Source organism: Sphaerochaeta halotolerans, assembly GCF_003429665.1.
Classification (GTDB): Bacteria; Spirochaetota; Spirochaetia; order Sphaerochaetales; family Sphaerochaetaceae; genus Sphaerochaeta; species Sphaerochaeta halotolerans.
Genome location: NZ_QUWK01000009.1, coordinates 29510 through 52920, shown reverse-complemented (window position 1 = coordinate 52920; position 23411 = coordinate 29510). Strand labels below are relative to the sequence as shown.

Genomic DNA, 23411 nt, shown 5'->3' with positions numbered 1-23411 from the left:
AAAAAGTGTGTATGAAGAGCTTAGTTCCAGTACTTCTCCATTCGCTTTACCAGGCTCTTCCTGTAGCCTTCCCAGTCAGTGATGGGTTTCCCTGCCAATCCTTCTTCACAGGCAGCCTTTGCAACAGCAACAGCTTCCCATTCGATTACACGGGGGTCAAACGGCTTGGGAACGATGTAGTTCCGACCAAAGCTGAACTTCTGTCCACCATAGGCCTTTTCTACCGAGGCCGGAACAGGTTCCTTTGCCAAAGCAGCCAAAGCCTTCGCAGCTGCCATCTTCATCCCTTCGCTGATAATCACTGAACGGACATCCAGAGCACCGCGGAAGATGAAGGGAAAACCCAATACGTTGTTGATCTGGTTGGGATAATCACTTCTTCCCGTTGCCATGATCAAATCATCCCTGGTCTCCATTGCAAGCTCGTAGGCAATCTCAGGATTCGGGTTACTCATGGCGAAGACCACAGGGTCCTTGGCCATGGACAGCAACATCTCAGGGGTAACACAGTCTGCAACAGAGAGGCCCATAAGAACATCAGCATCCACCAAAGCCTCAGCTAGGGTTCTTGCCGGCAAATCGGTTGCAAACTCTTCCTTCTCAGGAGTCATGCCTGCTGTTCTTCCCTTATAGATGACGCCCTTGCTGTCGCACATGAGGAGGTTCTCCCTCTTCACACCAGCGGCAACGAACATCTTCGCACAAGAGATACCAGCAGCACCTGCACCATTGACCACAATCTTGATGTCTTCCAGTTTCTTGCCGACAATCTCACAACTGTTCATCAAGCCAGCGGTGGCTATAATGGCAGTTCCATGTTGGTCATCGTGAAAAATGGGAATGTTGCAGCTCTTTATCAGCTCCTGCTCAATACGGAAGCACTCAGGTCCCTTGATATCCTCAAGGTTCACTCCTCCGAAGGTAGGACTCAGGGTCTTTACAATATCGATGATCTTATCAGGATCCTTGGTGTCGAGCTCGATGTCAAAGACGTCAATATCGGCAAACCTCTTGAACAGTACACCCTTGCCTTCCATGACAGGCTTACTTGCCAAGGCTCCACGGTCGCCAAGGCCGAGGATGGCGGTTCCGTTGGAGATAACAGCAACGAGGTTGCCCTTTGAGGTATACTTATAGGCATCCTCAGGGTTCTCTGCTATGGCCAGTACCGGTTTGGCAACACCGGGGGTGTATGCCAGACCCAAATCATCAGCAGTCTGGCAGGGCTTTGAGGGAACTACGGTTACCTTTCCAGGAACTCCGTCTTTCATATGGTAATCGAGTGCTCGCTTGGTCAAATCATCTTGCATGGTAATAACTCCTGTTTATTTTTCAAAATCCCACTGATAGTCCATCTTGAACCGGTCACGAAGGGTGATCATAACCTTCTGGAGGCTTGGAGGAACCGGGCATCCATGTTCCTTCCGGAACTGGTAAGCCAGATGTTCTTTCTCTCCTGCTGTGAAGATGTAGTCTTCCCCTGGTGCCTTCTTGCTAGCGCGAAGCTCACGGCAAATGGTTCCTGCAATTCGCTTGAAGGTTTCCAATCCCATGAAGAACTCTGGGTTGATGGCAATGAAGAAGTGTCCAAGTGGGTACGGGATGGGCTTGTGCTCATCATCAAATCCATTGAGAGCCTTCATCCAGGAACCATCCTGCAAAGCAGCTGAGAGAATCTCAACAACGGTTGCATACCCGAAGCCCTTATAACCTCCGGTGGTCTCCCCAATACCTCCAAGCGGAGTAAGGGCAGCCATACCGGTTGTCAGGTCCTTGAGCACCTGCTGCGTATCGGTTCTGGTCTTTCCTTCGTGGTCAATTACCCAACCTTCAGGAAGTTCTTTTCCTGCACGGCCGTATACTTCAATCTTTCCCCGCTGGGAGACACTGGTTGCGCAGTCCAGAACAAAAGGAAACTCCTCATCGGTTGGAATACCGAAAGTAAGAGGGTTTGTTCCCAGCATATTCTCTACGCCGTGGGTAGGTGCAATGGAGGGGCGGGCATTGGTTCCTGTGATTCCAATCATTCCCTCATCGGTTGCCATGGTGGCATAGTAGCCAGCAATTCCGTAGTGGTTGGAGTTGCGCACCGCCACCATCCCAAGGCCATACTTCTTCGCCTTCTCGATGGCCATCTCCATAGCTTTGTGTCCAGCGACGTGCCCCATTCCATTGTGGGCATCAAGAACGGCAGTGGCAGCCTGGTCTTTCAAGACCTCGATTTCAGTGACAGGGTTCATGATCCCGATGTCAATGCGGTCTATGTAGATTGGTTTCAGTCTCCCGATACCATGACTATCGATTCCCCGCTTGTCACTTGCGATCAGTACCTCCTTGATGATCTTTGCATCATCTTTGGGTACTCCTGCATGCACCAAGGCTTCTTCCATGAACTTCTCCAAGTCCTCGAAAGGAATCCAGGCACAATCTTCATACTGCTTTGCATACTCATCCATATACTTCATACGGCACTCCTATATATTGGTTGCTACGATGATTTCCAGACTCTCTGGAATCTCCATTTGCTTAACTATCTCTGCTCCCTTTTCATCCGTTACCAGGGCATCGACCTGGTCAAGAGAGACAGTCTTGAAGTTTGACACCACCCCAATCTTGTTGCTTGCTGCCACGACAAACACGTTGCCCACCGTGTGCTCGATCATGGCCCGGGTGGTCTCAGCCTCTTCTAAGATGGGGGTAGTGAGTCCTGCGGATGGGGAAAACCCATCCACTCCTATGATGGCCTTGTTTGCATGTATCTGGCTTATGATCAGAGAAGAGAGAGAACCAGAGACTGAATGGCTTCGGTTTCGGTAGATGCCACCGGCTAGAATAAGTCTGACAATTTCACTCTCTTTACAGAGGTAGATGGCATCGATGTTGTTGGTGACAATGGTCACTCGCTTCTCCAGTGCAACTACTGCCCTAATCACTTCAAACGTGGTGGAACCACTGTTGATGTAGAGCGTATCGCCTTCTTCTACGAAAGAAGCGACTTTTTCTGCAATGGCTGCTTTCTCTTGGGGGTATTCACTTGCTTTCTGCAGGTAGTCTGGTTCCACCGGAAGATTTCTCCTGGCAGTCGCCCCTCCATGGGTACGTTCAACCAAGCCTTTCTTTGCAAGGTGGTCGAGATCACGTCTGATGGTAAGTTCACTGACAGAAAACTGTTCAGCTAGCAAGCTGACCGTCACACTCCCCTCCTGACGAATGAGAGTGAGAATATCGTGCTGTCTGCTTGCTGGTATGTTTGACATGAACACTTCCTTGAATGTTTTTGTACTTTTAACCCGTTACAAACAGAGCATACAATCATAAACGTTCATCTGTCAATGGAAGAACAAGAGAAAAGCAGAGGACCAGCTACTCTCCGGCAAGAAAGAATCCAATTCTACTTGATTATCGGTTAAAAACCTGTTATGTTCATCATGCAATGAGCATTGGTGCCATACCCAAGTGGTAAGGGAAAGGTCTGCAAAACCTTTATACATCGGTTCGAATCCGATTGGCACCTCTTTAACAGCCGCTGAACAATTCAGCGGCTGTTTCTCTATATAAATCCTTACCAAGCATAAAACCTCGGTTCCTTATATATATCAATAACCCTGGCACATATCAGCTTGCAAGGGTTCTTACACGATCCATGCATATTGCCTGTGTATTTACTCATAAAAAGCGCTAACCGACTAAAAATACCGCTCATAGCTGAATATTTATTCAAGTTCATACAGAAAAACCGGCTTTTGCTTCCACCGTACTTATAACGTAAGTAGGGTATATATACCCCAATTAGCTCTTACCCAAGACCCAGACAAAAAGTGTAAACTGATGGAATACTGTCTTAAACACACCCATTTGTCACAAGTTATAATAAGATGGATATTTCCTAAATCTATATAATTTAAATATTTAGAAATTTATAAAAAAATTATCAGGTTTTTTCAAACTTTTTTTAGTTTAGTATTGACATAAGTCTCCTTTCTTATTAATATACAGACAAGCTTAGGGAAAAGAGCTTAATAACTTGCACAAGGGCACTGCCCTTAAAAAGGATGAATGATATGAAAAAGACTATTGCAATCTTATTGGTACTGGTAATCGGAATGGCTGGCGTGTTTGCTGCGGAATTAGATTTAACGACAAATGTTGCTGGGAAAAGTAATTTTAAAATTACTGTAGCGCCTGCTACGCTTAATAATTATGGACATTTCTTAGGATTAACGTCTGAGGATTCGATAGCCATTACTTTCGTTGAAGATGGGAGCGATACTGTTGAGGATGCATACTTAACAATGGCAACAAATGTACCTTATAGCATTTCAATGTCAGCTGAAGCTATGGAAACTACTAATGAAACTTTAACAAATGCTCCAGTTATCAATTATACAGTTACTGCAAATAATGCAAATTATATAACAAACACTACTGAGAGTGCAGTTGTAGTAAGGGCGATTAATGCAACTGAAGCACAAAACGGAATGATAGTTGTAAGTCACAAAATTTCAGCAGAGCTGAATCAAAACGACTATTTCTCAGCTGCAACAGGCGGTTACACTGGTGTGATAACTTTTAATATTACTGCTGAATAAATACTTAACAATAAAGAAATTTAAAAGAAGGTTGGCCAACTTTAGTCAACCTTCTTTTAATATAATTTTCGGTTCCAGGAAGAATAGTCACATTTTCCTCAGAGAGTGGTGTTTTAAGCCTCTGATAGCGCGAATTGGTGATTCCGGGTTCCAGATAAGATTGTCACAGAATCCAAAACGACCAACATTGGATCTGTCTGGACTGGCTTCGTTCCTACTGAACAAGATTCTCATCTTGGCCTGTTTACTCTACCGAAAATCAAACAGCCTCCCCTATTTGGGGAGGCTGCAATACATTCAATGGTTTATCTATTATTTCAGACCCTCTTACAAGGCCTTGCTTCTATATATCCTCGATACCCCAATGGTTCCATCTGGAACCTGGGACCATCTTCGTCTGCCCAGGTAAACCCGTAGAATGTTGGATCATACCTCTTCATCACATCCCACAGTCCTGCTATTGCTTCTTCAAAGTCCTCGTCTTCAAACGGAGGTCCCTGGAATATCATCATCTGGCAAGCAGGGAGATCAATCAGATCGTACCCCTTGGGAACAATTCCAGCAAAATCTTTGGGAACCTCTACCCCCTGCATGTATTCACCAGTTCCGATTCTTCTCAAATTCTCAGGCATCCACATCCCTACCGGCTCGTAGAGAGCTTCCTTGATAGAACTCAGCACCTCCCAAACATCACAACCAACCTCTTCACAATAGGAAAAGTAGTCAGTTGCCTTCTGCGAGCTCTTCACAACAGCTTTTCGCTCCGGGCGATCCACCACTTGTACGAATACAGTCTTCATTGTAGTTTCTCCTTCAGAATCTTGTTTTGGGGTTGTTGTGCGACGCGCAGCTCTATTCGTGACAAACTCATTCCAGTGCTGCCTGAACTCATTCGGGTTCATCCCAAACTGTTTTGAGAACGCCCTTGTGAATCCTTCATGAGAATCAAACACAAAATCAAACGCCACATCCACCACTTTCTGTTCTGGCTTCTCCAACCTTCTTGCGGCTTCACTCAAACGTCGGTGCCTCAAGTAGGTGAATGGAGCCATACCAGTAGTCTCCTTGAACATTCGCGCGCTATGCCAGGGGGAATACTGGGCAGCCTGTGCCAGTTGATGTAGTGTGATCGGCTTACTTAGATGCTCATCAATAAACTCCAGCATCCTTTGGACCGCTTCTTTGTGTTCTTCTCTCATAGTCACCTTACAACTCCATTGACTGCACTCTAGCTGAGAAACAAAACTTGAGCTTGACCGTCCTTGCTCAGTTTCAGATTATAGGATAATTCCACTTGTATTAGAATTATTCTTCGATCTACATGCAGCCACTTCTACAAACTTCTACCCATATTTAATGAGATATTGTCACAATCAGTATAGATTATCAGTAAATAGGCATATATTTCACCAACTTCTGTCATAGTTAGTACATTACAAAGAATTATTTTGGTACTATTTGTATAACCATAGTAAAACATGCTCAAATATCAAACTTTGATTGCTATAAGTTGACATAAGTTTATCTTACGTTAAGAATTTTTTATTCTTTTATATTATAATAACTTAAACATATTATTGTAATATTTTCTATTACATTGCTCAGTATTTTCAAAAAACTAATCACACCTGTTGACATAAGTCCTTAGAATTACTATTATATAAATGTGCTTGGGAAAGCATAGATAACTTGCACTGGAGCGTAGCTCCTAAAGGATGTTTAAAATGAAGAAGAATATTATTGCAACTTTGTTGGTACTGGCTCTCGCTTCCTTCACTGTATTTGCTGTTGATCCGACTACATCTGATACTTTTGATGTCTCTACAGTGATCCAGGGTGTAAACGTTATAAAGATTGCTGAAGAAACGGCAACTGATGTATCAAGCTTCCAGAATGCAACTGCTCTAGATAGTTACGAAATGTCAGCTGAAGATGAACTGACTGACCCCGCCATTGGGTATGTACTGACCAAGACCAATAACCGAGATGGTTATATTCTTAAGCTCAGAGCAACACAGCTGACAAATGGCACGGTAAGCCCTATCAACTACACTGTTAAAGTTGGATCCGTTCAGTACACCACTGAAGCAACGCCTCCTGCTTCAGTTGAGATTACTAACAGAACTGGCGTTAATCAAATGGTTGTTGACAGCTATCCCATTAATGTACAACTCAATGCTACCGAAGCAGCCAATGCGACACAAGCTACCTACACTGGAACCGTTTACGTAGAATATTATGCTCAATAAACCAATACAAACTTGTCTGTCCAAGACCACCCTCTCACCGGGGTGGCCTTTCTTTTAATCAGTTGCCATTACACGTTTTGCCAGGGTCTTGATACAGTGGAATACCGAGTCAGCTGGGATGATTGCGTAACTCCTCGTCCTCTTGAGGAGGAGTCCCTCCTCCACCTGCTCTACAGTGTAGAAATTCCCGCCAATTCGGTTGTTGTCGTACGGAGCAAAAGCTGTTGCGTAGTAGAGAGAACGCGTCTCTCCTGCTGGTATGATTACCGTAGTATCAGCATCGAACAAGGTATCAGAAGCAGATGCTTCCTTGGTACCGGCATACAGATTGTTTGTACCCGATCCACAGTTAATCGAGTACTGTTGACTCATCCCTCCCGGATACAGCGCCCAAGGAGTCTCAGTACGCCCACCATAGTCAAAGAGGAAGTTGTTGAAATTCAGCCCGATCTCCCCTTCTCCCAATGCCTGAGGGCCGGGGAAGAAGGTAAAGTAGACCATCTGCTGCCTCGGGTTGATCACACTTGACCAACCAAGGTTGGAGAGCCTTGGGATTGCCCCACTGATAAAGTCAGTCTTTCCAATGGGGGGAGAAACCTCAGTCAAATCGACAGTTCCTCCTTGCTTCAGAGGAGCCTTCTTCCAGTCATCAAACTGAACGTTGGGCTGCAAGCGTGAAACAACTCCGGTAAGGGATTCTTCCGGCCCAGTCCTCCAACTCTGTGCACTGGCATTAAGCACACAACCAGACTCCAAAAAAGGAGAGCCAACCTCATTATTCCAAGCAGTATTGGCAAGCAGGTCTTCACTCCCGTTGTTGGTAATGAAAATTGCCGTATAATGTACAGGATGGTTCGGAAGCAACATATCAATCTTCCGTACCTGGTAGTGTTCCTTCCTGTTTCGTACCATGCTCATAAGCCAGACCCCTCCAAACTCAGGATCTGTTCCATAGCGCTCCACCATCCAATACGCAGAGGCTGTGAACCCACTCTGCTCTTGGAGTCCTTGGATTCCATCATAGGAAGGACCATAGTTTGGGAAACTGAAATAGGATCCTGCTTTCTGGTAGAGGAACGGACTGGTTTTCCAAAACTCGGCATTCTCATCGCTGAACACAGAAGTACCCGTTCCACGGTAATATGGCATCAGATGAGCATTAATCCGTCCACCCTTTTCCAAGAGCGCACTGAGTTCCAGCACCATACTACCCTGGTCTTCCAACACCACCTGGATCAGGTCGTTGGTAAGAACAGTGGCATTCCTGCTTTCCCATAATCTCAGTCGACGAATATCCATACCTACTTCTCCTTTTAAAAGCTCCACAACATGGTGTTAAAAACAGCTCAATGACAGTATACTGGTAGCATAGACCGTTTCCAAGTTCAAGGAGTACCATTCTATGATTTCCAAGAAGGACCGACTGTTCAACCTATCCACAAAGAAAACCACCTACCTGTTCGCCATAACCGAAACAGGGCACCTTGAACACCTCTATTATGGCAGATATCTCAGCAAAGAGACCATCAGTATCGATGCATTGGCAGAGAAAAGGAGTATCAGCATCGGCACCGGTACTGCCTACGACAGTGACCATCCAACCCTCTTCTTCACCAACCTCTGCATGGAATACTCTACCATGGGCAAAGGTGATTATCGAGAGAGTTCTGTCGACATTTCCTATTCCCGTGGCATGCAAACACTCGACTTCATCGTCAAGAGCTACCGCATTCTCCCTGGAAAGCCCAGAACCTTCAGTGGATTGCCTGAGTCCTATGGGGACAAGAGTACCTGTACCACCTTGGAAGTTATGCTCAAGGAAACTTGCCTCCCCCTGCGACTTGCCCTTACTTACACCGTCTTCGAAGACAGCAATGTCATCACGAGGCGTGCCACCCTGTACAACGACAGCACTGAGGAAGTGACTATCAAGAACCTTGCATCAGCACAGCTCGATCTAGACACTGATGACTGGAAGCTGGTCACCTTCGATGGAGCATGGTCCCGTGAGCGGTACATGCATGAACGTCCTCTTGCCCCAGGCATTATGATCAACGACAGCAAGAGTGGCGTCAGCAGCGCTGATCACAACCCCTGCATCTTCCTCACCAAGGAGAATGGAGAGACCATCGGGATGAACCTCATCTACAGCTCCAACCATCGCGAACTGGTCGAAACATCCCCCTATGGAAAGGTCAGGGTACTGACGGGAATCAACCCAGCAACCTTCAGCTGGGTCCTCGCCCCGCAAGACCGATTCCAAACCCCTGAGGCAATACTGACCTACTCGCCCGATGCACTCAATGGAGCAAGCCAGAACTTCCACCACTTCATCAACAACCACATCATTCGTGGCCCCTGGAAGTTCCGTGAACGACCGGTTCTGATCAACAACTGGGAAGCAACCTACTTCAAATTCACAGAGGACAAACTCATCAACCTGGCAAAGGAGAGTGCCAACCTCGGTATTGAGCTGTTCGTGCTCGATGACGGATGGTTTGGACTCCGCAACGATGACACCACCAGTCTAGGAGACTGGACCGTAAATCCAAAGAAACTCCCTTCAGGGTTGGAAAACCTCTCCCTCGAAGTACACAGGCTTGGCATGATGTTCGGCCTCTGGGTGGAACCGGAGATGGTGAGCATTGAAAGCCAGCTGTATAAGAAACACCCCGACTGGATGGTCGCCATACCAGGCAGGCGCCCAAGTGTGGGACGGAACCAGTACATTCTTGACCTTACCAGACCAGATGTACGGGATTACCTCTTCAAGCAACTCTCAGATGTTTGGCATTTTGCAAACGTGAACTACATCAAGTGGGACATGAACCGTGTATTCAGTGACATGTATAGCACAAACAGAGAAATGAAAGACCACGGTGAATTCTTCCATCGCTATATCCTGGGACTCTATGAACTACTTGAGAAGCTCACTGCAGCCTTCCCCAATGTACTCTTTGAGTCATGTGCGAGTGGAGGCAACCGCTTCGACCTAGGGATGCTCTGCTACATGCCACAGACATGGACCAGTGACAACACCGATGCTCTCAGCAGGTTGTATATACAGGAAGGCACCAGCTGTGGCTACCCCCTCTCAACCATGGGCAGCCATGTCAGTGACTCTCCCAACCACCAGACGCTGAGAAGAACCGACCTCGAGTCACGGTTCAACATTGCAGCATTCGGCGTGCTTGGCTATGAACTGGATGTCACGAAGCTGAAAGGGCAGCAGAAGGATGCCATTAAGGCACAGATTGCCTTCTACAAGGCACACCGCGCCTTGCTGCAGTATGGAACCTTTACGAGGGTGAAGCTGGCAAACAGCACCTCCAACCAGGTAGTCTGGGCAGTAGCAAGCCAGGACAAGAGTGAACTTCTGGTACTTTTCGCCCAGAAGCTCAATCCTTCAAATCCAGGTTCTGACAAGCTACGCGTGGAAATAGTTGACCTGAATGCTGTCTATGAGGTGTTCCCCCGTCAACAGCGTATCGACATCAAAATGTTCGGAAATCTACTCAACCAGGTGAGCCCGCTCCCCATCACTGAGGGAGGTATCGCCCAGGACACCATCAGCAAAGCAGTCACCCTTGACAGTGAGGTTGAACACTACCGGGTTACCGGTGAGCAGGTTGCCTGGGCAGGTATCAAGCTAAACCAACAGTTCGGTGGGACTGGCTATGATGCCATGACCAGAGTGTTGGGAGACTTCGGTTCAAGGATTTATATCTTCAAGAAGATCAAGTAGATTGTGTGAGTGAACGCTGTTTTCCCCATTTTCTTCCCTACTTTGCACCCCCTTGCTCGAAGACATGACTTGCCGTTATGATGGGCAGAATGGAACAGACTGTCATATACCTTGAACCAGGGAGTGCTTCCCTGATGACCAATCAGGGCTATCTTGCAATGTGCAAGCACATACGACGTGAGGTTTTCGTCAAAGGACAGGGCGTAAGCGAGGCCATCGATTTCGATGGAAAAGACCCTGACTGCGGTCATCTCCTGCTGCTCATCGGTGATGAAGCAGTAGGGACTGTACGTATCCGGATGACGGAAAAAGGAACCAAACTGGAACGCATTGCAGTGCTCTCCACCTACCGTGGGTTGCATTATGGAGAACTCTTGGTACGTTGTGCCTTGAGCGTTTCTCATAAGCCTATCTATATCCATGCCCAGATTCAGAGTGAGGGATTTTATCAGAAGCTTGGCTTCATTGCAGAAGATCAGACAATCTTCTATGAAGCAAACATCCCACACCGAACCATGATCTGGCCACACGAAGAAGGAGTTGCGCCTTGCCTTATCACAATACCATCGTAATTGCAGGAGCCGGTGTCTTTGGCACCGCCATGGCCGAACGGCTCTCTTGGAATACCAATAATACCGTCATCCTCTGGTCCATCGAGAAGGATGTAGTTGAGGATATCAACCGGAACCATCGGAATACCAAGTACTTCCCTACCCACTTCCTGAACACCAGCATCAGGGCAACAAGTGACAAGCAGATTTTCCGCAGTGCCGACTGTATTCTCCTTGTTATCCCCTCAAAGGTCATTATCTCCTTCACCGAGGAGATCAAGGAGTATACAAAGGAAGACTGTCTCGTAATCAACCTGGCAAAGGGCATGAGTGATGATGGGGCCTTCATCACCGAACAGATTCCCTTTCCCAGAACAGCAAGCATGAAGGGACCGACCTTCGCAATCGAAGTGCTTCATGGGCTACCCTCCTCCTTCACCTTTGGGGGAAAGAGAGAGGATTATGACCGGTTCAAGAAGGAAGTGCTCAAGGATACTGGGCTTTACTTGGACTACACCGATGATATTCGTTCAGTCGAGCTGATGAGTATCCTGAAGAACATGTATGCCATTGCAATCGGACTGGTCAGCGGCCGGTTCAACTCACCGAATGTCGACTTTCTCATCTACACCAAGGCAGTCGGGGAAATGCGCCATTTTCTCAGTCTTTTTGGCTGCAGTACAGAAACCATCTTCTGCTACTGTGGGCTCGGGGACTTGGGACTGACCAGTCTCAATGACCTCTCCCGGAACAGGACGCTCGGCCTCTTGATGGGAAAAGGATTCTCCATTGACAACAGTGGCAGCTCAGCCACAGTCATTGAGGGAAGCAGAACCGTCAAGTTGATGGGTGAACTCACCCGCGAAAGACATGTAGAAGAGGAGTTCCCCCTCGTACAGGCACTCTACCGGATGATGTATGAACAAGAGGACCTCAATGACTACATGAGAGCAGTGTTCAATTGACTACTGAGGCTAACCTCTCCTAACGCTCTTTTATAAGAAAGAGCACCAGAAGTCTCCCGACTTTGGGCGAGAGATGCTAGTGCTCATACGTTTTTCTGATTGGCAATGAAAGGTATTCTCAAGAAAGTCTATCCCTGGCTTGGCGAGGTCAACTCCCAGGCCCTGCAGATGGCATCGAGGAATCTGGACACCGCTTACAAGAAATTCTTCCAAAGAAAGGAAGCGGGCTTTCCAAGGTTCAGGAACCGCAAGCTGGCCAAATCCCTATGTGATGCCTCGTTTGGATTCTTCCGGATGAGGATGGAGCAGAAGTGCAGGGAGAGAGGGAAGCGCTTCATGCTGGCACCTCGCTTCTACGCGTCCTCGAAGACTTGCAATACGTGTAAAACAACATATAGGAATTTACCCCACTCTGTCAGGGAGTGGATTTGCCCATCCTGCGGGAAGCTGGTCGAACGTGACAGGAACGCCAGCATGAACCTGAGGGATTGGGCATGTACCCGTGGACTGCGGGAACGTAGCGTCTGTGGAGATGAACATGGTGGACGACCGCTCTTTGAGCCTAAGAAGCCCGACATCGTAGAAGCAGAAATAGTTCTTGGGAATGCTTTCCAAGAAGCTCCCTGCCTTCAGTAGGCTGAACCTGAACACAAACAGCCCGCTCTTCTACCAACGCCTCAGCAACCAAGGAAAGATGCAAACCCAGGAAGAACACAGAAAAATCCTTGCATACCTGGAAAAACAAGACAGGAACAAAGGGGAGAAATTCATGTTCGCCCATCTCTGGCGTAAGAGGAATGCCTATAAGCGAATTAGGGAGTAGCCAAGCCTACCCATTCAATGAATCGCATCTACATGCTTGGTAACAACCAAGTCTGCACCGGTTCCTGCAACGTTTTGTAAAGCCACCTGTCCAATCCTTACCGGCGCAAGCAGAATCACTTTTTTTGCCTCTGCCATCACCTTGAAAAGGCTGGCCTTGGGTACCGGTTTGTTCAGACGGACACTTGCCAAGGGCAATTCGCCTCCCTTTACAAGAACGGAGGTTGCGATAGTACGTATCGGATTGGTCAACTCCTGCTGTACATATACTCTACCCTTGGCGCAATTGTTGCCAACGAGAGAAACCATTTCATTATCTTCAATCTCTGCGGTCATATCACAGCCGATGGGGCAGATGATGCAGGTGTACTCTCTTCTCATATGAGTGTAATCTCCAATTTCTTCTCTGGGTCAATCCTTTCTGCTGGAATGGCAAGCTGGATCATCTCAGCGGGAAGGACTTTGGCGAACTTCTTTCGGGCGATAGTCACATTTTCCTGTTTCACGAAAACTGTACAATTACGACCTGGCCTCTTCGGTCTCAGAGAGAGTGTAAAGTCCTTTTTCCCAGTAGTTTTCTGCGGAACTGAATAGGATATGGAGGCATCAACAACGATTTCGATTTCTGCATTCCCAAACTGGGAAGAGAGGAAGCACTCTTGGATGGAAAGAGCCATGCGTTCAGCCTCGATGGAGACGAAATCCACCAGGTCGTGGACTTGCAGGACATTGCCAGCTGCAAAGATTCCTGTGCAGCTTGTCTGGTAATCTTCATCCACGACAGCTCCCTTGGTCCTTGAATCGAGTGTGAGGCCAGCTCCAAGGGAAAGCTCATTCTCAGGGATAAGACCTACTGAGAGAATAAGCGTGTCGCAATTGTACTCTTGTTCTGTTCCCGGAATAGGTCGATATTGTTCATCGACTTGGGCTACGGTTACACCTTCAAGCCGAGAATGACCTTTGACATCAACCACCGTATGGCTCAAGAAAAGAGGAATTTCATAGTCATTGAGACACTGTTCGATGTTGCGTGGCAGACCACTGGGATAGGGCTGTACCTCGAATACGGCTTTGACATGAGCCCCTTCAAGGGTCAATCTACGGGCCATGATCAGGCCGATGTCACCGGAGCCGAGAATTACCACCTCTTGTCCCGGCATGATGTTCGCAAGGTTCATATAGGATTGCGCAACTCCAGCAGTATATACTCCGGCTGGCCTGGTCCCTGGAATACTGATCGCACCACGTGTCCGTTCCCTGCAACCCATGGTCAATGCTACCGCCTTGGCTTGGAATTCCATGACTCCTCTCCTGGAGATGGCTGTCACTTTCCTACCGGCAGTCACTTCTGTTACCGTCACCTCAGTCATATAGGGAATGTTCAGCTCTCTTACCTCGTCAATGAATCGCTGGGCATATTCAGGGCCACTCAACGATTCACAAAACCGCTGAAGGCCGAATCCATCATGGATGCATTGCCGCAAGATACCTCCCAAATGCTTTTCCCTCTCAAGGATCAGAATATTGGTAATCCCAAGTTTGTACAGTTGAACGGCTGCAGCCAGCCCGGCAGGGCCTCCACCGATGATAATGACATCCTTATTCTCCATCCAGGACCTCCCTTACCTTGCCGATGAACATCCCAGAGCCCTTGTGTTGGTACATCACCTCATGTTCCCTCACCTTGCACTGCTCCTGGATCAGGGCCGTGATTCGTGTTTCACAGTACCCCCCTTGGCATCTACCCATACAGGCCCTGGTGCGGTTCTTGATGCCCGTCAATGTCACCGCTCCGAGAGGATTGTTGATTGCCTGGACAATCTCAGCCCGTGTAACAGTTTCACAGCGACAAACTATCTCTCCATAGTCAGGATCAGTGGCTATGAGTTCTTTCTTCCGTTCTTTCGACTGTTCTGCAAAACGTACAATTCCCTTGCGATATGGATTGAAATCATTGTTTACCTCCAGTACTTCCTTTTCCTGAATCTTTGCCACCACACGGCGGGCAATGGGCAAGGCGCAGGTAAGTCCGGGAGACTCGATTCCGATCAGGTTCACCACCCCTGGATGGTCATCCCTGTTCTCAATAAGGAAGTCCAGGACATCACCTGTCTCAGGGTCTACCCGTTTCCAACGGGTCCCGGCAAAATTCCTGATGAAATACTCAGCCTTCATATGCTTGAATATCGCCGAGCCGTCTTTTACGAGACCCTGCATATGATCGCGGGTGGAGGCAAAATCGTCAGGATCCTCGGTGATATAGGAATCAGGACCGACCAAGATATTTCCGTCGACAGTAGGTGTTGCATGGGTGGAGAAGCCCCCTTTGGCATTGGGAGCAGGGTAGACTGGGATGTTCATGAACTGACTGGCTTTCTTGTCCAACACATAATACTCTCCCTTGAAGCCCTTCACCTGGTGCCCATGCAATCCCAACATTTCAGAAATAGTTACACAATGCATCCCAGCGCAGTTCACAATCCAGCGACTGGAGAAAACCGAATCACCAGCTGTGACCTGAAAATGTTCACCCTGCCTTTTAATGGCCTTAACTTCGCTGTCAAAGAAAAAGTCCACACCGTTTTGATGGGCATTTTCCGCAAGGGCGATGTTGTACAACATCGGATTGAGGATGCCAGAATCTCGGCTGTATAGGGCAAACTCTCCCCCCGCGCTGTTATCAATCTGGTTTAGCTTGGCCTTGTCGATCATCTCCAGGCCTCGCACCCCATTCAGCTCGCCAATTCTCTTGAACCTGAGGATGTTTTGCATGTCCTCATCACTAAAGCCAACTACCACTTTGCCGGTTCGCTTGAAAGGAATATCAAGCTCCTGTGCCACCTGGTCAAACTCTCGATTCCCTTCCACCGCGCACTCAGCTTTCAGGGAACCAGGCTTGTAAGTGAAACCGGCATGAAGCATGCCGGTATTTCTGCAGGAATTACCGCACGCCACATCGAGCTCTTTCTCAAGGACACCTATTCTCAGGCGGTACCTGGAAAGTTCCCTCGCAACAGATGATCCGATGACGCCACCCCCTATGATAAGGATGTCGTAGGTATTATCCCTCATGCATTTTCTCCTGCAGTCTCTCTAAGGTGCTCAGCGTAAACCTTGTTTCGCTGTAGATGATTTCTCATGGCAATCTCCGCACGTTCGGGATCCTTAGCCCTGATGGCGTCCATGATTTCGCGGTGTGTTGCAATGGTTGTCTCGGTGAGAGGTTTCCCATACAAGTAGGCGAAGACCTTGACAGCAGAATGGATAATCGGAATGAGCGTTGATGCCAATTGATTGCCCGATGCCTCTGCTATCGTTTCATGGAAAGCAATATCTTCATCTGTCCATGGCATCCCTTTGGCGATATTCTCTTCTATAGCTTGCAATGATGCCTCGAGCTTCATCATCCCTTCCTTGGTCACACGTCTGGCGGCGAGAGAAGCGATCTGGGGTTCAATCATGAGGCGCATCTCATAGAGGTCCATCGACAGTTTCTTCTTGTCCTTGATGAAAGCCAAGCCCAGTGGGTCCTCGACCTGTCCCGGTTTTTCCGCTACAAACGTACCGGTCCCCCGCTTAATCTCAACAACATGCCTAGATATCAAGATCTTGATTGCTTCCCGGATGGTACCCCTACCTACATCGAGTTTTTCAGCGAGCTGGAATTCACTGGGCAACTGTTGCCCTTTCTTAAACTCAGCATTCATGATGGTTTCTGTCAAGCGATCAGCAGTTTGCTCTGCCAGGGTTTTTTTGTTACGGACAGTTGTTTCCATGTCTGAATCCTTTATTTTCAATCACAGATTAACACATATGACGTGTTACGTCTAGAGTTTTCATGAAGAAGAGGCTGTAGCTAACATCTTCGCAAAGAGCATTCAAGTATCGGTATTCTTAGACTTTTGCAGGTGCCATTCCCCGGTCCTGCAAGTACGAAGTTAAGCTTATAACCATCAGCCATTGCCATCCAGCTGTTGTTTACAAGGAACTGGTAGGAATCTGCATTTTCTGGGAGCAGGACGAAAACGGTCGGTTGATTGGGCCGGACCCTGCAGGGATGTAAAACTTGGTAGAACATTTGATATCCTTGGTAACTGGGCAAGTGTGATCGCAATCTCCCTCAACAACCTGTTTGGTATAGTTGATCGGATTAATCAGCATATCCTCAGCTTTTGGGAACTGTTTCGGTTCCAATCACACAAGAAAATGTGAAGAGCCAAAAAAAACTCCCTCAAGCTTGCACCCTTGAAGGAGTTCCGCATATTCGCGGCCTGTACCTGCCGTTACCTCAAAAAGAGGGGGAAAAAACGACAAGACACACGGTGGGAGAGAGAATATATGTCATAAGCTACTCGCCCACACGTTCGGACACTTACACTATACCAATAAATCTCTTGTCTGTTAAGTCCTTTCATAGCTTTTTTTCATTTCCTTGTTTAAAAACAAGTTGCTATTCATTATTTTCTCTCTATCAGTACATCTCATACACAATGGAAACCGTGGAGGAGACCTCCATTGTTCCTGCCGGAATCTCAGTAGCCATGTCATAAGCAACCGCAGATACTGCTTCCATCTTCATCCTTGTATTGTAGGGATTAGAGGCAACGGAGTATTCACTGATTGTGATAGGGGAACCTACCTGCATGGCTGAACTTTCTGCATAGAGCTCAGCTTTGGCTTTTGCATTCTGGATTGCTTCCAATCTTGCCTGCTCAAGTGCTTCACTCTTGTCTTCCTTATCAAGTTGTACTGAGTTGAGATAGATACCACTGACCTTCCCCATTTGGTCTATGATTGAACCAAGCGCCTTCAGGTCACGTACCTTCACAGAAAGACTCTGACTTGCTACCTGCCCCTCGAGAATCTGCTCGCCCTCATCCCAACGGTAACTCGGCCTCAAGTTGAGTGAAGTGGTTTTGACATCTGCCTCAGCTATCCCGTACTCATCAAGAACGGAGCGCAGTTGCGCCAGCTTGGCATTTGCAAGCCTCTGGGCTTCTTCGGTAGTCTTTCCCAGCTCACTGACCTGGATGGAAAAGGTAGCAATATCTGGAGTGATGGTCACCTTTGCAGTTCCATGCACCTCGATGGTCCGCACCAAGTCCCTTCCTGTCACACAGGAAGAGAGTAGAAGAACAATGGCAAGTGCCAATATAGGGAAAGCAAAACGTATTCGTTTCATCGGAGCTACTCCTTCTTCAGGGCAGTCACCAACTCAGGACGCTTTTGCGCCTCTCGAAGGAAAAACCCTAAAGCAATCATCATAATACCATTATCATAAATGCCGGTGCCCATATTCGCAACCACTTCGGCCACTGGAACAGAAAAGACATCCAGTTGTTCATTCGGATCGAGTTCCTGGTCACTGACATGCTCTGCATCCTCGACCAGGAAAAAGTAGGAACGGTTGTTCATGAAGGCAGAATTCGGACTGACGTTCCCCAGTTCAGTCATCCTACCCCCGGCGAGACCTGTCTCCTCCCGTAACTCTCTGAGCGCAGCGTCGAGCGGCTCTTCACCCTCTTCCACCACCCCGGCAGGAAACTCACGGGTAACAGTATTCGACCCATGACGGAACTGTTCCTCCATGATCATCATGGGAACACCCTGCTCGTTTCGGTACCAGGGGATGATGGTCACCCAGTTGGGAGCATCGACCTCGATGAAAGAAGAGCTCCGTCCATCCGTACTGGTGCGCTGCACGGTGCAAATATCAAAGATTGGTCCTTTAAAGACACGCTGACGCTGACCAGACTTCCAAACGAGATGTTTAGTCTCCTTACTTTCTCCATCTTGTGAAAACGGGTCAAACATACCCTTACTCTCCTTTCCTGGATGAGCAGTTACTGCTACACGAGGAACAAGCAGAAGGTGCACAGGAAGCAGATCCAGCAAAATCAGTTGAACGATGGGATGAGACAGCGGTTCCGCTGTTGATGATCTCAGCGATAGCCTTCAATGCAGCAGAGGAAGGACTTGCAGGCTGCATACCCAAATAACTCTTGCCTGCATCTTCAGCCTCCATGAGAGGGACCTCAAGGGGCACACGCCCCAAGAAGGGAACACCCATCTGCTCACACATCTTTTTTCCACCACCGATACCAAAGATGGGGATCTCAGTCTTGCAGCCGGGGCAGATAAAGCCACTCATATTCTCCACGACACCAAGAATTGCCACACCCATCTTCCTTGAAAAGCTCACACTTCTTCTGGCGTCCAGAATGGCAACCTCTTGCCCGGTGGTTACGATAATGGTCCCGGTAAGTTCAGGAATGGTCTGACAGACGGTAAGCTGCTCATCACCAGTGCCGGGAGGGGAATCGATGAGAAGATAATCCAACTCTCCCCAATCAGCCTGGGCCAGGAACTGCCTGATGGCAGCAATCTTCATAGGCCCACGCCATACCACAGGACTATCGGGTTCGATTGCAAAGGCAAGGCTCATTACCTTCAACCCTGGCCGGGCTTCAACCGGGTAGAACGTCTTTCCATCATTCTCAGTGGTGAGGATCTCCTTTTCACAACCGAGCATTTTTGCAACATTTGGCCCATGGAGGTCTGTATCAAGAATGCCGACAGTACATCCACTGTCGACAAGTGCATTGGCAAGATTGACAGTAACAGTGGTCTTCCCCACACCGCCTTTCCCACTCATGATCAGGATTTTTCTCCCAATCTTATCCATATTTCCCCTGATTGCTTTGTCCTCGGCAATTTTCTGTGCAAAATCCATTCCTTCAGCCATATATATCCTTCTTCCTAAGGTCATTTTACCTCAGAGTACCTTACTGCAAAGGATGAAAACAGACAAGAGAAGTAAAGTACAGTCTGTCATCGATGCAGTATTCTATAAAAAGGTACCCAGATAATTGTATACAGGCAAACCAGAACTTTCGAAAGAGGTTGTTTTTTCGAAGAAAAATGAACGTTCTACTATGAGCTATGCTAAATTCCACAAAGCATTTATCGTGTCTTTACTTGAAACACTCCCCATGATTCCGATATACTAACCCCCAGTGTGTTATTTGTAGTCCTTGGCTACGATCACTATAAACCTTAATAGGAGTTCGTATGGTATTCTTAGCGCAACTACCGAAAGAGCAACTTGTCGCCCAGTTGGAGAATGGGGTCATCCTCACAATTCTGGGTATTGCTACGGTGTTTGTGTTTCTTACGTTGTTGGTTTTTCTCACCAAGGCCATGAGCGCAATTGCAAGAAAAATCGCACCACAGAAACCCAAAGCCGTCGTAAGCAGTCCTGCTGTTGTCGCAGCTTCTGCACCTTCTGCCAGTGAGGCAGACATAGCAGCAGCAATCGTAGCAGCCTTCGCAAAATCAAAAGAATAAGAAACCCCGGAGGATCATCCCAAATGAAGAAGAAAGTCAATTTTATGTGCACAGCGTTCCGTGACGGATTCCAGTCAGTATACGGTGCACGTGTATTCACCAAGGATTTCATGCCTGCAGTTGCAGCAGCCAAGGAGGCTGGCATCAACCACTTTGAAGCTGGCGGTGGCGCCCGTTTCCAATCCCTGTACTTCTACACCAATGAAGATGCATTCGCCATGATGGATGAGTTCCGACGTGTCGCTGGGGATGATGCAGACCTGCAGACCCTTAGCCGTGGTGTCAATGTTGTAGGCTTGGACTCCCAGCCAAGAGATGTCATCGACCTGCATGCCAAACTTTTCAAGAAGCACGGTATTTCCACAATCCGTAACTTTGATGCACTCAATGATGTCAACAACCTCATCGACAGCGGAAAGTCCATTGTTGATGCAGGGCTGCGGCATGAAGTAGTAGTAACCATGATGAGCCTTCCCCCAAACACCGAGGGCGCTCACGATCCTGACTTCTATGAAGCAACCCTTAAGCAGATCATGGATGCAGGAATTGAATTCCAGTCCGTCTGTTTTAAGGACGCAAGCGGTACCTCTACCCCAGCCTATGTATATGAGACCATCAAGCGCGCAAGAAAGTTGCTCGGCAAGGATATGAACCTCGTATTCCACACCCATGACACCGCAGGGGTCTCCATCCAGCAGTATGTCAGCGCCATTGAAGCTGGTGCAAACCAGGTCGATCTCTCCATGAGCCCGGTTTCCGGTGGTACCTGTCAACCGGACATCATCACCATGTGGCACGCATTGCGTCATACTGATTATGATTTGGGCATCGATATCAAGAAGATTCGTGAAGCTGAAGCTGTATTCAGGGATTGTATGAAAGACTACATCATTCCCCCTGAAGCAATGACCGTCAGCCCTGAGATCCCATTCTCACCACTTCCTGGTGGCGCCCTTACGGCAAATACCCAGATGCTGCGTGACAACAACATGATGGACAAGTTCCCCGCCATCGTCGAGGCAATGGCAGAAACTGTAGCAAAAGGTGGTTTTGGTACTTCCGTAACCCCTGTTTCCCAGTTCTACTTCCAGCAGGCTTTCAACAACGTTATGTTCGGACCTTGGAAGAAGATTGCAGAAGGCTACGGCAAGATGGTTCTCGGTTACTTTGGAAAAACTCCCGTTGAACCCGATGCCGAGGTTGTAAAGATTTGTGCTGAACAGATGAAGATGGAGCCCACCACCAAGAAGGTTGTCGACATCAACGATGCCGATCCCAAGAAAGGGGTAAAGGTAGCAAAAGAGATGCTCGAGAAGGAAGGACTTCCTCTTACCGATGAGAACATCTTCATCGCTGCTTCCTGCAAGGAGAAGGGCATCCTCTACCTTACTGGTAAAGCTCAGGTAAACGGCATTTACAAGGTTGACCGCGAAGAAGAAGCTGCCAAGAAGAAGGGCGAGTACACCGTTACCGTCAACGGAAAAGCCTATGGTGTCAAGCTCACCAAGAACTCGGCCATGGTCAATGGCAATGAGTATCCTCTCAACGTTGCTTTCGGCATCGATGAGAATGCCATCGAAACAACCAAGGATACTGCCGGGAGTGCTCCTGTTGCCTCCGATGCTTCTGCTGCCGCTTCCCATGAAGCTGTCTCTGTCTATGCACCCATGCCAGGCCTGATTCTTCGCTTGGATGTAAAGGAAGGCCAGCAGGTCAAGAAGAACCAGGTACTCTTGATTATGGAAGCCATGAAGATGGAAAATGAGATCTATGCTCCTTGTGATGGCGTAGTAACCAAAATCGCCGTAAGCCAAGGCCAGCAGATGCAAAGCGATGACGAATTGCTGGTGATCAGCTAAAGGAGACTCTGAGATGATTGGTTCAGCGTTTAATCAACTCTGGCAGTCCACAGGACTGTTTGGATTCTTGGGGATGGCTGAAGGCTTTGGTGTCGGCAATTTTGTCATGATACTCATTGGCTTTGTCCTCCTCTACCTAGGTATTGCAAAGAAATTTGAGCCGTTATTGTTGGTTACCATTGGGTTCGGTTGTATCCTCTCGAACATCCCTATGGGATATGTAGCAGGCATTGATCCTACCTCAGGAGCTCCTGGGTTTATCAAGCTGTTGTACGACATGGGTATCGATACCGGTCTCTTCCCAATTTTGATCTTCATGGGCGTTGGTGCAATGACGGACTTCGGACCGCTTATTGCAAACCCCAAGACCTTGTTGCTCGGTGCAGCAGCCCAGGCAGGCATCTTCATTGCCCTTCTTGGTGCACTTGCCCTGAGCTTCATCCCTGGGATCAACTTCGACCTCTATGCTGCCGGTTCCATTGGTATAATCGGTGGTGCTGACGGCCCGACGGCTATCTATGTGACTAGCCGTCTAAAACCGGACCTGCTGGGTCCCATTGCCGTAGCTGCCTACAGCTACATGGCATTGGTTCCCATCATCCAGCCCCCGATCATGCGAGCTCTGACCACCAAGGAAGAGCGGATGATCAAGATGCAACAGCTGCGACCGGTCTCCAAGCTGGAAAGGATTCTCTTCCCCTTGACCGTTCTGACCGCTTGTGCAATCTTGCTCCCCTCGGCTACCCCGCTCATCGGCTCCCTGATGTTCGGTAATCTGGCCAAGGAGTGTGGAGTAACCAACCGTCTTTCTGACACCATGCAGAATGCACTGATGAACATCGTCACGATTTTCCTCGGGCTCTCTGTCGGTTCAAAGATGGAAGCTTCCCACTTCCTCAACCTGAACACCTTGGGCATCCTCATTCTTGGCATGATTGCATTCTCTATCGGTACTGCCTCTGGACTTCTGATTGCAAAGCTGATGAACAAGCTTGACCCGAAACACCCGGTTAATCCACTCATCGGAAGCGCTGGTGTCTCCGCAGTGCCAATGGCGGCCCGTGTTTCCAGCAAGGTTGGACAGGAGTCCGATCCCCAGAACTTCCTGCTCATGCACGCCATGGGTCCGAATGTTGCTGGTGTTATCGGCTCAGCCGTTGCAGCTGGTGTCTTGCTTGCAGTCATCCCATTCATGATGGCTTAGATAGAAAGAATTTGATTCACAACAATCCCAAGAGCCTATCCTCACCGGTAGGCTCTTGTTTTTTCGCTCTTTCCTTCATC

22 protein-coding genes and 1 tRNA gene are annotated in these 23411 nt (G+C 48.1%); 11 read left to right on the top strand and 12 right to left on the bottom strand.

Features of this window, described 5'->3' with window-relative positions; all coding sequences use genetic code 11:
• Nucleotides 1-20: 20 nt before the first annotated feature.
• From DYP60_RS09445 to DYP60_RS09435, 3 genes are read right to left on the bottom strand one after another with little or no spacing between them, the layout of a single operon-like run.
• Nucleotides 21-1310 carry a malic enzyme-like NAD(P)-binding protein gene (locus tag DYP60_RS09445; protein ID WP_117330758.1) on the bottom strand — a complete coding sequence of 430 codons (1290 nt, stop codon included), beginning with the start codon at nucleotides 1308-1310 and terminating at the stop codon, nucleotides 21-23.
• A 15-nt stretch (nucleotides 1311-1325) separates the two neighbouring features.
• The gene (locus tag DYP60_RS09440) at nucleotides 1326-2465 is read right to left on the bottom strand and encodes an Ldh family oxidoreductase (RefSeq protein ID WP_202384425.1); all 1140 of its coding nucleotides are present in this window, start codon (nucleotides 2463-2465) and stop codon (nucleotides 1326-1328) included.
• A gap of 9 nt (nucleotides 2466-2474) precedes the next feature.
• Nucleotides 2475-3257 carry a DeoR/GlpR family DNA-binding transcription regulator gene (locus DYP60_RS09435; protein ID WP_117330757.1) on the bottom strand — a complete coding sequence of 261 codons (783 nt, stop codon included), beginning with the start codon at nucleotides 3255-3257 and terminating at the stop codon, nucleotides 2475-2477.
• A gap of 185 nt (nucleotides 3258-3442) precedes the next feature.
• On the opposite strand from DYP60_RS09435, the gene DYP60_RS09430 reads away from it, so the two are divergent.
• Nucleotides 3443-3514: transfer RNA gene (locus DYP60_RS09430), tRNA-Cys, on the top strand.
• 547 nt (nucleotides 3515-4061) lie between these two features.
• Complete coding sequence (locus DYP60_RS09425; protein WP_117330756.1) at nucleotides 4062-4589, top strand: hypothetical protein; 528 nt, start codon at nucleotides 4062-4064, stop codon at nucleotides 4587-4589.
• Nucleotides 4590-4906: 317 nt separating this feature from the next.
• Here the strand turns inward: DYP60_RS09425 and DYP60_RS09420 are convergent, their stop codons facing one another.
• Nucleotides 4907-5788 (bottom strand): helix-turn-helix transcriptional regulator, encoded by an 882-nt coding sequence (locus tag DYP60_RS09420; RefSeq protein WP_117330755.1) that lies wholly within the window; start codon nucleotides 5786-5788, stop codon nucleotides 4907-4909.
• Nucleotides 5789-6313: 525 nt separating this feature from the next.
• On the opposite strand from DYP60_RS09420, the gene DYP60_RS09415 reads away from it, so the two are divergent.
• Complete coding sequence (locus DYP60_RS09415) at nucleotides 6314-6838, top strand: hypothetical protein (protein ID WP_117330754.1); 525 nt, start codon at nucleotides 6314-6316, stop codon at nucleotides 6836-6838.
• A gap of 54 nt (nucleotides 6839-6892) precedes the next feature.
• Here DYP60_RS09415 and DYP60_RS09410 read toward each other — a convergent pair whose 3' ends face one another.
• Complete coding sequence (locus tag DYP60_RS09410) at nucleotides 6893-8137, bottom strand: hypothetical protein (RefSeq protein ID WP_117330753.1); 1245 nt, start codon at nucleotides 8135-8137, stop codon at nucleotides 6893-6895.
• A gap of 103 nt (nucleotides 8138-8240) precedes the next feature.
• Between DYP60_RS09410 and DYP60_RS09405 the strand changes: the two genes are divergently transcribed.
• The 5 genes from DYP60_RS09405 (at nucleotide 8241) to DYP60_RS09385 (ending at nucleotide 12922) form a co-directional block, all read left to right on the top strand.
• A complete protein-coding gene (locus DYP60_RS09405; RefSeq protein WP_117330752.1) occupies nucleotides 8241-10583 on the top strand; it encodes an alpha-galactosidase in 2343 nt (780 codons plus the stop codon).
• An 89-nt stretch (nucleotides 10584-10672) separates the two neighbouring features.
• Entirely contained in the window at nucleotides 10673-11155 is a 483-nt protein-coding gene (locus tag DYP60_RS09400; RefSeq protein ID WP_240622855.1) for a GNAT family N-acetyltransferase, read from the top strand.
• The gene (locus DYP60_RS09395; RefSeq protein WP_117330751.1) at nucleotides 11131-12099 is read left to right on the top strand and encodes an NAD(P)H-dependent glycerol-3-phosphate dehydrogenase; all 969 of its coding nucleotides are present in this window, start codon (nucleotides 11131-11133) and stop codon (nucleotides 12097-12099) included. The genes DYP60_RS09400 and DYP60_RS09395 overlap by 25 nt, the downstream gene beginning before the upstream one ends.
• 105 nt (nucleotides 12100-12204) lie before the next feature.
• Nucleotides 12205-12735, top strand: coding sequence for a zinc ribbon domain-containing protein (locus tag DYP60_RS09390; protein ID WP_117330750.1), 531 nt, complete (start codon nucleotides 12205-12207; stop codon nucleotides 12733-12735).
• Entirely contained in the window at nucleotides 12704-12922 is a 219-nt protein-coding gene (locus DYP60_RS09385; protein ID WP_117330749.1) for a GntR family transcriptional regulator, read from the top strand. Before DYP60_RS09390 ends, DYP60_RS09385 begins: the two co-directional genes overlap by 32 nt.
• 14 nt (nucleotides 12923-12936) lie before the next feature.
• On the opposite strand, the gene DYP60_RS09380 is transcribed toward DYP60_RS09385, so the two are convergent.
• From DYP60_RS09380 to DYP60_RS09345, 7 genes are all read right to left on the bottom strand, one after another.
• Nucleotides 12937-13302, bottom strand: coding sequence for a DUF1667 domain-containing protein (locus DYP60_RS09380; RefSeq protein ID WP_117330748.1), 366 nt, complete (start codon nucleotides 13300-13302; stop codon nucleotides 12937-12939).
• Complete coding sequence (locus DYP60_RS09375; protein ID WP_117330747.1) at nucleotides 13299-14531, bottom strand: NAD(P)/FAD-dependent oxidoreductase; 1233 nt, start codon at nucleotides 14529-14531, stop codon at nucleotides 13299-13301. The genes DYP60_RS09380 and DYP60_RS09375 overlap by 4 nt, the downstream gene beginning before the upstream one ends.
• Nucleotides 14521-15993, bottom strand: coding sequence for an NAD(P)/FAD-dependent oxidoreductase (locus tag DYP60_RS09370; RefSeq protein WP_117330746.1), 1473 nt, complete (start codon nucleotides 15991-15993; stop codon nucleotides 14521-14523). The genes DYP60_RS09375 and DYP60_RS09370 overlap by 11 nt, the downstream gene beginning before the upstream one ends.
• On the bottom strand, nucleotides 15990-16697 hold the full coding sequence (locus tag DYP60_RS09365) for a FadR/GntR family transcriptional regulator (protein WP_117330745.1): 708 nt from the start codon (nucleotides 16695-16697) through the stop codon (nucleotides 15990-15992). The genes DYP60_RS09370 and DYP60_RS09365 overlap by 4 nt, the downstream gene beginning before the upstream one ends.
• 695 nt (nucleotides 16698-17392) lie before the next feature.
• A complete protein-coding gene (locus DYP60_RS09355) occupies nucleotides 17393-18103 on the bottom strand; it encodes an SIMPL domain-containing protein (protein ID WP_117330743.1) in 711 nt (236 codons plus the stop codon).
• 5 nt (nucleotides 18104-18108) lie between these two features.
• Nucleotides 18109-18735: an NUDIX hydrolase gene (locus DYP60_RS09350; protein WP_117330742.1), complete on the bottom strand. Its 627-nt coding sequence runs from the start codon at nucleotides 18733-18735 to the stop codon at nucleotides 18109-18111.
• Nucleotides 18736-18739: 4 nt separating this feature from the next.
• The gene (locus DYP60_RS09345; protein WP_117330741.1) at nucleotides 18740-19666 is read right to left on the bottom strand and encodes an Mrp/NBP35 family ATP-binding protein; all 927 of its coding nucleotides are present in this window, start codon (nucleotides 19664-19666) and stop codon (nucleotides 18740-18742) included.
• 326 nt (nucleotides 19667-19992) lie between these two features.
• Here DYP60_RS09345 and DYP60_RS09340 point away from each other — a divergent pair, with 326 nt between their 5' ends.
• The 3 genes from DYP60_RS09340 to DYP60_RS09330 are packed head-to-tail and all read left to right on the top strand — an operon-like array spanning nucleotide 19993 to nucleotide 23331.
• Nucleotides 19993-20268 (top strand): OadG family protein, encoded by a 276-nt coding sequence (locus DYP60_RS09340; protein WP_117330740.1) that lies wholly within the window; start codon nucleotides 19993-19995, stop codon nucleotides 20266-20268.
• Nucleotides 20269-20291: 23 nt separating this feature from the next.
• Nucleotides 20292-22127, top strand: a complete 1836-nt coding sequence (locus DYP60_RS09335) for a biotin/lipoyl-containing protein (protein ID WP_117330739.1) — start codon at nucleotides 20292-20294, stop codon at nucleotides 22125-22127.
• A 13-nt stretch (nucleotides 22128-22140) separates the two neighbouring features.
• Nucleotides 22141-23331 carry a sodium ion-translocating decarboxylase subunit beta gene (locus DYP60_RS09330; protein ID WP_117330738.1) on the top strand — a complete coding sequence of 397 codons (1191 nt, stop codon included), beginning with the start codon at nucleotides 22141-22143 and terminating at the stop codon, nucleotides 23329-23331.
• Nucleotides 23332-23411 lie beyond the last annotated feature (80 nt).